Raw genomic sequence first — 11,440 nt, 5'->3', positions numbered from 1 at the left:
CTGGGCGGGCGTGAGGTGCGCCATCTTGTTGTAGGCGCCGCGCAGCTTGAAGGAGAACACCGGCTGGTTGTCCTCGCGCTTGAGGAACACGCGGTTGGACAGGCGCGCCGAGAGGTTCGGCGCGCGCTCCAGCTCGGTCTCGCGGGCCACGTCGTAGACGCGGGCGGTGAGGATTTTCCGAAGGTAATCGTTCTGCGCGGTAGTGGGGACTTCGACTGCGACGCGGCTCGGGTTGGCCGACGGGTTGGCCGACATGGGTTGCTCCTGTGCTGACATACGTTAAGCCAGGAGGCGGTAACAAAAAACCCGCCTCTTGGGGCGGGTTGTTGTCACTGCTATCAGATACGCACTAACCCACCATTCGAGGAATGGTGCGAATAATCAGTGCAATGGGAAATTGGCGGCAGTTCATGGGCGTAAGCATCGCCTGGGCACCGGTCGTTTGTCAATCCTGTCAGCTAAATGTGCTTTGTATAAAAAACGGTATTTACGTAAAAATTGGTACATTTCAACGTGGATTGTAAGCGATGCCTGTGCAGATCCGTAGTTTTGCCCCTAAAACCCGTTTTTGTCTGATCGGCACAGGGTCAAATCGTGAAACATTCTATGAAATCCATCGTATCGCATTGATTTTTAAATCTTATCGCACGTGATACGATCGCTCCCTCTTGTTTCACGGATTCGACCCTGCGGCCGGTTTACGCGTAAAACTACGCACTTTCGGGTGTATCCATCTCCGACGCCCATTGTTCGATCACGGTTTTGACACGTTCAGCGAGCCGTTGCTGATCCGCCGGTGCAATGCCTTTGAGACTAAGCTCGGCTCGTCCGTCGCCGAAGAGCTTGAGTTCGCCGAGCGCAACGCCATCGGGACGATTGAACTGCACACGCGACTGGTAGTGTGTCCGGCGCGGGCCGATCCGGCGCGCACCTGCTTCAGCGGACGCGGCAGCTTCGAGCTTGCGAACGCTTGCCTTCCCTTCTACGACCTGCTGGAGCCAATGCTCGGCGACGGTCGCACCCGCGCGGTCGAAAATCAGCTTGATGTTGTAGGCATGCCCAAGCCCGACATCCTTCTTGTTCTGCGCCATCCGCTGCAGCAGAAACGACGGAAGCGACGTCAGCGAGATGACCTTGCTGATATGCTTCGGATCCTCTCCAACAGCCACACCCAACTCAACCTGGTCGACGTAGACCCGATCGTCCAGCAGCTTTTTCCAGGCGAGCGCATCATCGAAGACCGTCTGTTCCTCACGCTCCTTGTTTGCGTGATACGCGCGCAGGTACAGGTTCTGATTGTCGAGGCCATCGCGAATATCGGCGTCGATTGTCTTGTCGCCGCGCGAGCGAGCAGCACGAATGCGTCGCTCGCCGTCCACGATGACGTACTTACCAGGGAATTCGCGCAGGCGCGTCACCAGAATCGGTGTGATCTGACCTTGCGTCTCAAAGCTGCCGGCCAGCTCGTCGATCGTTTCCGCGCTGTAAAACGAACGCGGATTGTACGGATTCGAGACAACGTCCTCGACCAGAATCTTGCTGACCGAATACGATCCGGGTGTCGATGCGTCCTCCACCGGCTGACCGGTGGTTCCAGCGTCGCGTTGGGCGATGCTGACAACATCGGCTTCTGCAAGACGCTCTCCGGCAGAGACTCGCTCTACGGCCATGCCCGCCCGGACCTTGCTGGTGAAGTTGAGCTTAGCGGCCATCGACGGTCTCCTCCTCTTCCTGAACGAGCGCAATGATTTCGTTGTAGACCGCGTTGATTTCGTCTTTCGCAATCTTCGTCCCACGTACGCCACGAACGTCAAAGACGGTGCGACCCAGCGCGGCGGTCTGTCGATAAAGCTCCCGCTGCTTGATCGTGGACGTGAATACGCGCACGTTACTCTCAGCCAGTAGCGCACTCATTTGCGTGTGCAGCAGCGTTTTCGAATTCGACTTATTTAGCAAAATGGCAAATTTCCCAGCCGGATTTGCGATACGTGTCCGTTCGACCAACTCCATCATCCCTTCGCTACTCCAGATATCGATGGGCGAGGCATCGGTCGGGATGATCGTGGCATCGGCCACGGCAAGCACGCGCGCAGTCGTGAGATCGTTGATGTTGGGGGGACAGTCTACGATCACGACGTCGTAGTCGTCGGCGAGCGCCGCGACTTCGGGTCCAATCATCTTTTCCAGTTTATGGATGCTGCCGACCCGGAAGGGAAGCGGTGTATCGGGACCAGCGGCAGCACACCAACTCATGCACGATTGCTGGCCGTCGGCGTCAGCAACGTAGACCTTGTACCCTTCGGACTGAAACGCCCCAGCCAGATTCATGGTGGTGGTGGTTTTACCCACACCACCCTTTTGGTTCGCTACTGCTATGACCAGTCCCATTCGGTTCTCCATGCAATGTTCAATCCGCTGGTGATCGTCCTCACGCACTCTTCACGTGGAGACTTCGCACGCCAAGTGGGAGTCTAACGGGACGTTAAAGTAAATTCTAGGTTTTCCGCGCGATCCGTTGCCGAGTCACAACCGTTTGGCTGAAAAGATAAGTGGCGGGAGGTGAATCGTTAGCTTAAAGCGAAGGAGTAGCACGTATCAGGGAGGCGCCCGTGGTCATTGTCGGATCTCCACGTGGAGATTGTGTGTCCTGTGGCCACTTCTTCTGCTAATAGGTTGACCGGTGGCGATTGGCATTTCAGCCAGCCTGATTCAGGTATTTCGTTGAATCCAGCTCGCAGATTTCGTGTGAGCTAGAGACATGCTTGTAGCTGCAAATCCGACCACGATTAGATTCAAAACACGGCTGTTGGCGCGGTCGCCGAGTATCAATCTATCGCTAACCATCGCTCTCTCCACGTGGAGATTCATTCAACACAACCTTCAAGGCCCGTGACTGCGCGACTCCGTGAATCCGTGAATCCAAAACCAGCCAGCGTATGCAATTGCCCAAACAAACCTCCAGGCATCACGCCATCGCTTATCTGCTCAGTTATCCGTTCCATTAGCGTATCGTCACGCTGATGCGCGAATCATCGTCGCGAGATCTTCACGTGGAGATCTCGTGCACCCGGACACAATACCGAAGGCATAAACCCGGCCATATCAGATATGGCCGGGCTCATGTTGAAGAGGGGGAAGTGCGTCTGAACGAGCGTTCAAACGAGAAGAGCAGGCAGCGTATATTTATCTGCGGCTACTTATTCGGAATATTTCGTAAATCATGCTGCTGTGCGCTGCCAATCGGCAACGCACAGCATGAGTAGCCCACACCTCACTCGGCGCGGGTTTTCAACGCAAGCTCAACATCAACAACGGCCTGGCCATCCACAGCACCCGCACCTTGCTGACCGCTCAACAGGAATTCGAGCAGATCTGCGGCGGTTGGTTGACCCCAGGTATCGAGGACGACCCAGCGGAAGAAATTCGTCGATGCCATCTTGCTTGGCACCTTCGCCGTCGAGACCTTGAGCTTGTCCATCCCGACAGTCTCGTTATAGCGCTTGATCAGTGCGGTCTGATCGTCATACTCAAGTTCGTTGAAGTACGAGCGCGCCTCGGCGATCTTGGCCGCGATGTAGCGATCCTTGACTTGATCCTGACTTTCGCGCGCCTTGGCCGACTCGGCCGCAGTACCTGCCGCGGCATTGGCGCCCGGCAACTGGTAACCCTGCATGAGCGCCTTGCGGAAATAGGCTGCCACGTTCGCAAGCGGTGCGGCATTTTTCTGCGCGACGCGCGCCGCGGTATAGGCGACCGCCGTCCGGATCTTCTCCTCGCCGTACTGTTTCAGCAAACGCTTCGCCTCGGACACCGGGATACTGAACTTCGACATTTCGCCGATCAGCACCGTCTCGTTCGCCCGCAATTCCTGCGAGGGGTCCGTCTCGGGCTTGCGGGTTACGCGAAACTGAAGTGCAACGACGGAACGCCCAACCTTGTGCTCGATGAGATCGAAGATGTGATCCGAAATTTCATTCACTTCCTTGATGCAGGGAACAAGCACACGGCTCTTGAACTGCTTGTACAGCTTGTACGATTGCGCCGAGGTATCCTGGCCAAGGATCAGATCCCTGAGTGTCGCCAACGGAAAGCGAGCCGTCATGCCGACCGCCTCGTAACGCACGACGTTTTCCCATAGTGCGAGCGAATGCGCCTTCCTGAACTGACGCGTGATCCGCATATCGATCATCGCGTAGATTTCAGGGTTCAGCAGTTCGCCGCGAATCTGTTCGGAAAACGTGTAGCGGAGTACCGAGCGCTCGAGTTCGGCACCGGCGAGCAGACCGGAGGCCTTCCAGATGCTGCGCTTATCCTGCGTAAGGTAGTCCCAGTTGACGACCGTGCTGATCAAAGAGTTGATCGTCTCCTTGACGTACTCCGTGTTGTTGCTGTTCAGATCGACGTCCTGCGAGAGGGCGGAGATCGTGATCTCGAATGACGAGCGGCCCGGCTCGAGCGAATCCTGGCGAATGGCGTTTTTGATCAGCGAGCTGAACATCTTGCGCTGCTGGAGGCTGATGGACCCGGATTTCGGCGCAATATGAATCGCCGGGACGGCCTTGCGAAATAGATCAGGCGGCTGGCCTTGCTGAAATACGAGTGCGCCTTGCTTGTCGGCATCGCCGGCATCGGCCTTTTTTCTTGCCATGTGATCCACGTTTGAAGGGAACCTGATCGGTTGGTAACTGTATACCAAGCGCCGTGGTGACTCAAGGTCGCAATCGAGGCCGTGCCGCCGTACGACATTTTCGTGCCGAGCTGGTTGACAGACGCTTCACAACCGCATGTAGCAGAGCCTGAAAGCCGCCAGAGCGACAACCTGAGCGGCCAATGGAGGCTCCCATAAATGGGTACTCTTGTGGGCTGTGCGCCCGGCAAAGCTCCCATATTCGGTAACCGAACCGCCGAGAGTGAGTACGCACTCTCATATATTCCTCTACGAAGGTACCTGGATATGGGAGTTTTGGCCCAGAGTACTTATCCACAAGGACCCACCACATACCTCGAGTGAGATTCCCCATCAATGGTTACCTGACGATTGCCCCATAACTGGGTACCCAACTGGACAGGCCAAGTACGTGAATCAGCTACCAGCACCGCTATACGCTCCCATATCTGGTCACCATAAATCGCGCCCATAACCGGTTACCCTTGAGCGTTTGGCACTGGAGCATCCGATTTGTACAAGGGCACCACAAAAATCCGCCCCGGGAACCCAGGCAGGCAGCTCCTATATCGTTCCCATATCATGGTACCTGGCGAATTCCCCATAACCGGCGACCTGACGAATGGTACATCCCTCCGGAATTGGCCTCTCTACGCGCTCAACGTCCCATGGCAGGCAACCTTTTCCTCTTCCCATAGCCAGCAACCTAAGCGTGTCACGAGCATCTAGACCATAGCGCGGCACCATTTCCCCATATCCACAACCCCAAAAACCCATCCGCGGATACCGAATTCCCATATCCACAACCCGAATGCCCCATATCAGGTACCCGAAATCCCATAACGAGCAACCAAATCGCCCGGAAAGCCTTGCCAGATAAGGCTTTGCGCCTCCTAAAGGTTTACTAAAGTTGTTAAAGCGTTAAAGGTAAACACTAAAACCCGTGTCCGAGGAGAAAGACGTTTCCCAAAACCGGGACCCTGTAGCCAGGTAAGTGGTCACCAACCTCAGTAGCTCCCATCCATGGGTACCTTGGCGTCCGCACGCCGTTCGGTAACCCTACCGATCACCTCAATCGAGCGCCAGTTTTTCATAAGTTACCTTTGAAATGTCGGGCAAGCCGATGAATTCAAAACAAAACCGGCCTATCGGGTTCCATCTATGGGAGCACAGAGAGCTTGAAGGTACCGTCTTATGGGAATCGCATTCGGTACACGAGCTGTCTCCGGCATCCTTTGCCTGAAGGAAGCGAAGAAGAAAGCAAGATTGCCGACTCGTCAGTACGTAGCTCCCGACGAACCAGGGAGTGGCGTCGCCCCGTTTAAGGTAACGACTCCCCATATCCGGTTACCGATGTCAGGTCACCGACCATGGGAGGACGTTTGCGCAAATGACGCATTTGCGCATCAGGGCTGCAAGGTCCACTGCGGCAAGACATCCGGTAACCTGGCGCCGTCGGCACAAGTACCTTAATCACGCGCCGCTGCCATACGAGATGTGACCTGTCGCCCCGTTGAGGCGCAGGGATCCAATGTATTTGCGCGGGGAAAAACGCCTTGCACGCGATTCGGTCGTCTTCGTCGCAGTTGCACGTGCCAGTGCTCAGTCCTGTCTCGCATGACATACGGCTTCGACACGATTACCTGCCAGATCGAACACAAAGGCCGCATAGTCGCTCGCGTGGTAATGCAGGCGCAGGCCAGGTTCGCAGTCGGAGCGTCCGCCGCCCGTGATGCCTGCCGCAAAGAACACATCGACCTGCTTGCGCGTTTGCGCCTTGAAACATCAATGCCGCTTGTTTGTGCCGATATCGCTCGTGTCGAGATAGACAGTGAATCGGGCTTTCGCGTTCTATTCAGCCACCATGGACGGGCTCGGGCCTACGCTGAAATTCTGCGAGCGCGATACGCCGTGGTCAGGTGTGTGGGCGGGCTGGATGGCACCGGGGACGCCGCGTCCGCTCTTCATCGTCGGCACGCCATACGAGGGCCCCTGCACAGACAAGATCGGTATTTGCTGCCACGATCCGGTGGTGCAATAGCGGCCCGCATGCTACCCGAGCGAGCGCATGCGCCAGCAGGCGTCTCTACGAGAAGCTGTTGCGCCGCTTCAAGCAGCAACGCGGCTAATCGTTGCACTAACAACAGCCGTGAATGAAAAAGCGGCCCGACCGAAGTCGCGCCGCTCTTTTTTGTCGATGCGGACAGCGCGTCAGAACCAGGCGTCCTGCGCGTCGAGCGTCGTGCGATCGAGCGAGGCGAGCAGATCGAACTGTGCGCCCGTTTTCGGCAGTTCCCACGCGAAGAAATACTGCGCGGCGGCCAGCTTGCCGCGATAGAAATCCGCCTCGTGCGTGACGGCCCGCGACAGCGCAGCATGCGCCACGAGCGCCTGTTCCAGCCAGATCCACGCCATGGCGACGTGGCCAAACGCTTCGAGGTAGACGGAAGCATTCGCGAGCATCACCGCCGGATCGAGCGCCGACCACAGTTTCTGCGTGACGTCGACGAGGCGGTGCAGCGCCGCATCGAGCGCGCGTGCGTGGTTGCCGAGCGTCGTGTCGTCGCTGGCGTGCGCACGCTCGAGCGTCGCGCTCACGCGTTCGCCGAAAAGCTTCAGCGCCGCGCCGTCTTCGATGACGACCTTGCGGCCCAGCAGGTCGAGCCCCTGGATACCGTGCGTGCCCTCGTGGATCGGATTGAGACGGTTGTCGCGGTAGAACTGCTCGACGTTGTATTCGCGTGTGTAGCCGTAGCCGCCGTGGACCTGGATGGCGAGGTCGTTGGCGGCGAGGCACCACTGTGACGGCCAGCTCTTCGCGATTGGCGTGAGCAGGTCGAGCAGCAGCGTGAGGCGTGTACGCGCGGCGTTGTCTTCGATCGCTTCGGCTTCGTCGATGAGCGCCGCGCAGTAGAGATTGAGCGCGAGTGCGCCTTCCACATAGCTCTTCTGCGCGAGCAGCATACGGCGTACGTCGGCGTGTTCGATGAGCTTCACCTGCGGCGACGCCGGATCCTTGCCGGCTGCGCCCACCGGACGGCCCTGCGGCCGGCTGCGCGCATAGTCGAGCGCATGCAGATAACCCGTATACCCGAGCATGGTCGCGCCGAGGCCCACGCCGATGCGCGCCGCGTTCATCATATGGAACATGGATGCCAGCCCGCGATGCGGCTCGCCCACCAGATAGCCGATCGCGCCAGCGCGGCCGCCCGGCGCGTATTGCGTGCCCTCGCCGAAGTTCAGCAGACAGTTCGTCGTGCCGCGATAGCCCATTTTGTGATTGAGGCCCGCAAGCACGACGTCGTTGCGCTCGCCGAGCGAGCCATCCTCGTTGACGAGGTACTTCGGCACGATGAAGAGCGAGATGCCCTTCACGCCTGGAATAAGCTTCCCGTCGGGGCCGGGGATCTTGGCGAGCACGAGGTGCACGATGTTTTCGGCGAGTTCGTGTTCGCCGCCCGAAATCCACATCTTGTTTCCGCGTAGACGATACTGCGCGCCGAGCGCCGATTCGCCCTCGTAGTCGGCGCGCGTGGCGATATCGGAGAGCGAGGAGCCTGCTTGCGGCTCGGACAGACACATCGTGCCGTAGAAGCGGCCCGCGAGTTCGGGGCGCACGAACGCGTCGATCTGCTGCTTGCTGCCATGCGCGAGCAGCAGGTTCGCGTTGCCGATCGTGAGGAACGGGTACGCGCTCGTGCCCACATTGGCGCCCTTGAACCACGCGAAGCCCGCCTTTTCGACGACGAGCGGCAACTGCATCCCGCCATATTCGTAATCCTGGCCCGCCGCCATCAGGCCCGCTTTGCTGAACGCCTTCAGCGCGGCTTTTACCTCGGGGATGATCGTGACCGTCTTGCCGTCGAAGTGCGGCTCGTTCTGGTCGTTCTTCTTGTTGTGCGGCGCGAACAGATCGGTGGCGATTTTCTCGCAGGTGTCGAGTGCGGCGTCGAAGGTCTCGCGCGAGTGATCGGCGTAACGCGGAATGCGTATGAGGCGCTCGACATCGAGCCATTCGTAAAGCAGGAAGTTCAGGTCACAGCGGGAAAGGATCAGCGACATGGCGGCACGCTCGCGGTGGAAGAAATCGATTTCCACGAGCCTACACAAAATAGAACGAGCGTGCTATTGGGGAATGCGCCCGCCTGTGGGGGACGCGTCGATTTCAGCCATCCGCTATGAACGAGGCCACATTACCGGCGCTCGCTCAGATTTCGATCGTCATTCATCGGCATCTTTCAGTTGGCTTTGTTATTCCTTTTTTCATATATGCATATGAAGGAAAGTGATGAAAGGCCGTCGAATCTGATGTGCGTCAAGCCTGGCGGCTATCTCCAGCTATGTCAGAAAGTTACTATGAGTAGGGCTAACCCCAAGTTCCACGGCCCATCGACCCGATGCGTCAGCCGTTGCAGGACAAGGCGATAGAGCGTTTCGGCCGTCCAACAACAACAACCTCTCACACCATGAATCATCGATTGATGAACGGGCTGTCCAGGAAACATGGAACGCTTCAGGGTTGGGTCTTTACCGCGCTGGCGATGCTTGGACACGTTGCACTGGCCGCCGCTGCTCCGGCCGCCCCCGCCGACGCCAATGCGGTCGCACGCGGCGCCTATGTCGCCCGCGCGGGCGATTGCGTCGCATGCCACACGGCGCCCGGCGGCAAGCCGATGGCCGGCGGCCTCGCGCTGACCACGCCGTTCGGCGCGGTCTATTCGACCAACATCACGCCCGACGAGACAACCGGCATCGGCCGCTACACCTTTGCCGAGTTCGAACGGGTCATGCGCAAGGGCGTCGCCGCCGACGGGCACAACCTCTATCCCGCGATGCCGTATCCGTCGTACGCGAAGATCAGCGACGAGGACATGCAGGCGCTGTACGCCTACCTGAAACAGGGCGTCCCACCGGTCTTGCAGGCCAACCGGCCGCTCGGCATCAAGTGGCCGTTCAACATGCGCTGGACGCTTGCATTCTGGAACTGGGCCTTCCTCGACGACACGCCCTTCGCACCCAATCCGGTCCGCAATGCGGACTGGAATCGCGGCGCCTATCTGACGCAGAGTCTCGGTCACTGCGGCGCGTGCCACACGCCGCGCGGCATCGGCTTCCAGGAACAGGCGATGTCCGATGCGGGCGCCAAAGGCAGCCTCTTTCTCTCGGGCTCCACGGTCGAGTCGTGGCGTGCGATCAATTTGCGCAATCTGTGGACGGAGGATGACCTGGTCACGCTGCTCAAGACCGGGCAGAACCGCTATACGTCGGCAGCGGGCGGCATGACCGACGTCGTTCATCACAGCACGCAGTACCTGAGCGACGCCGACCTGAAGGCGATGGCCGTCTACATGAAGTCGCTGCCGGGCGGCGCGGACGCGCGTCCAAATGTTGCGCAGACGGCGGTGGCTGAGCCCGCCGCGCTCTTCACGTCGAAAGGCGGACTCGGATATGCGCAGTTCTGCGCATCCTGCCACCAGACGGACGGACGCGGTTTTTCGTCGGCGTTCCCGCCGCTGTCGGCCAACCCGGCCGTGTTGTCGGCCAATGCCGATTCGCTGATTCACGTCGCACTGACTGGCTGGACGTCGGCGCAGACCGCGACCTATCCGCGTGCCTACACGATGCCGGCCTTCGACCTGTTGTCCGATCAGGAACTGGCCGACATCCTGACGTTCGTGCGCCATAGCTGGGGCGGCCATACCGATGCGATCACGGCGTCGCAGGTCGGCAAGCTGCGCAGCCAGGTCGTCACGGGCCCGGCACGCACGCCGGCCTTCAAGACGCCGCGCTTCGCCGCGATGCTCGACGAGCCGAACGCGACGCAGCTCGTGCGCGGCATGCGGTTGAACATGCAGACGAAGGCGCTGTTGCCGGATCATGTCGGCGATTCGCTGAACTGCGTGAGCTGCCACCTGAATTCCGGGACCGTGGCGCTGGCCTCGCCGTTCGTCGGCCTGTCGGCACAGTTCCCGAGCTACGCGTCGCGCGCCGGCAAGGTGATCTCGCTGGCCGATCGCATCAACGGCTGCTTCCTGCGCTCGATGAACGGCAAGGCGTTGCCCGTCGATTCCGCCGACATGAAGGCGATGGTCGCGTACTTCGACTGGATGAAGGGCGGCTATCGCATGAAAGACAAAATCGCGGGGCGCGGCACGGGCAAGATCGACACCAGCCTCCAGCCGAATCTCGCGCACGGCAAGGACGTGTATTCGGCGCAATGCGCGTCGTGTCACGGCGCGAACGGCGAAGGTGCGAAGCGCGCGGACGGCGAGTACATCTATCCGCCGCTGTGGGGCGGCCAGTCGTTCAACATCGGCGCGGGGATGGCGCGGCTCTATACGGCCGCAGCCTTCGTGAAGAACAACATGCCGGTCGGCGCGCGCAACCAGTTCCCGCTGGCGCAGGGCGGATTGAGCGACCAGGATGCCATCGACGTCGCGGCGTACTTCACGACACAGCCGCGCGCGGACTTCCCACCGAAGCTCCACGACTGGCCGAACGGCGGCAAGCCGAAGGACGCGCGCTATTGAAGGCCACGCCGTCGCGTGAAGCCGGGCGCGTCAGCCGAACCGGCCAGGACTCAACGGCCGGCGGATGCAGGAATCGATGCAACGACTCCCGTGAAGCACACAGGCTTTGCGGGAGTCGAAACCGCGTGATGGCGCACAACGAACGCCGCGCAGCTTCAGAAGCCGATGCGCGGTTTGTGCGACGTTCTTCATTTGCCCGGCCAGTTCTGAGCGGATACGCGCACATGGGTGAGTGCTTGCGTGC

General features: G+C 59.5%; 6 protein-coding genes and 1 pseudogene. 1 reads left to right on the top strand and 6 read right to left on the bottom strand.

Annotation, left to right across the window (positions count from 1 at the left end):
• From EPN59_RS11205 to EPN59_RS11175, 6 genes and pseudogenes are all read right to left on the bottom strand, one after another.
• The coding region (locus tag EPN59_RS11205; protein ID WP_293036550.1) for a pyridoxal-phosphate dependent enzyme at window positions 1-255 on the bottom strand (255 nt) is incomplete at its 3' end.
• A gap of 455 nt (window positions 256-710) precedes the next feature.
• On the bottom strand, window positions 711-1,712 hold the full coding sequence (locus tag EPN59_RS11200; protein ID WP_293036552.1) for a ParB/RepB/Spo0J family partition protein: 1,002 nt from the start codon (window positions 1,710-1,712) through the stop codon (window positions 711-713).
• Window positions 1,702-2,388 (bottom strand): ParA family partition ATPase, encoded by a 687-nt coding sequence (parA, locus tag EPN59_RS11195; RefSeq protein WP_293036554.1) that lies wholly within the window; start codon window positions 2,386-2,388, stop codon window positions 1,702-1,704. Before parA ends, EPN59_RS11200 begins: the two co-directional genes overlap by 11 nt.
• Window positions 2,389-3,271: 883 nt before the next feature.
• Complete coding sequence (locus tag EPN59_RS11190; RefSeq protein WP_293036555.1) at window positions 3,272-4,648, bottom strand: replication initiation protein; 1,377 nt, start codon at window positions 4,646-4,648, stop codon at window positions 3,272-3,274.
• A 1,620-nt stretch (window positions 4,649-6,268) separates the two neighbouring features.
• Window positions 6,269-6,496: pseudogene (locus EPN59_RS11185) on the bottom strand (VOC family protein); the annotation flags it as partial.
• 381 nt (window positions 6,497-6,877) lie between these two features.
• Window positions 6,878-8,728 (bottom strand): acyl-CoA dehydrogenase, encoded by a 1,851-nt coding sequence (locus tag EPN59_RS11175; RefSeq protein ID WP_293046052.1) that lies wholly within the window; start codon window positions 8,726-8,728, stop codon window positions 6,878-6,880.
• 479 nt (window positions 8,729-9,207) lie between these two features.
• Here EPN59_RS11175 and EPN59_RS11170 point away from each other — a divergent pair, with 479 nt between their 5' ends.
• Complete coding sequence (locus EPN59_RS11170) at window positions 9,208-11,196, top strand: c-type cytochrome (protein WP_293036580.1); 1,989 nt, start codon at window positions 9,208-9,210, stop codon at window positions 11,194-11,196.
• The last annotated feature ends 244 nt before the right edge of the window (window positions 11,197-11,440 follow it).

This window comes from Paraburkholderia sp. (assembly GCF_004298475.1).
Classification (GTDB): Bacteria; Pseudomonadota; Gammaproteobacteria; order Burkholderiales; family Burkholderiaceae; genus Paraburkholderia; species Paraburkholderia denitrificans.
The sequence above is the reverse complement of the archived record's forward strand: the minus strand, read 5'-3'. Positions and strand labels throughout refer to the sequence as shown.

Excerpts from the sequence above, each read along its gene's own strand:
- EPN59_RS11200 (WP_293036552.1), bottom strand. The coding sequence starts at position 1,712 with ATGGCCGCTAAGCTCAACTTCACCAGCAAGGTCCGGGCGGGCATGGCC.
- parA (WP_293036554.1), bottom strand. The coding sequence starts at position 2,388 with ATGGGACTGGTCATAGCAGTAGCGAACCAAAAGGGTGGTGTGGGTAAA.
- EPN59_RS11190 (WP_293036555.1), bottom strand. The coding sequence starts at position 4,648 with ATGGCAAGAAAAAAGGCCGATGCCGGCGATGCCGACAAGCAAGGCGCA.
- EPN59_RS11175 (WP_293046052.1), bottom strand. The coding sequence starts at position 8,728 with ATGTCGCTGATCCTTTCCCGCTGTGACCTGAACTTCCTGCTTTACGAA.
- EPN59_RS11170 (WP_293036580.1), top strand. The coding sequence starts at position 9,208 with ATGCTTGGACACGTTGCACTGGCCGCCGCTGCTCCGGCCGCCCCCGCC.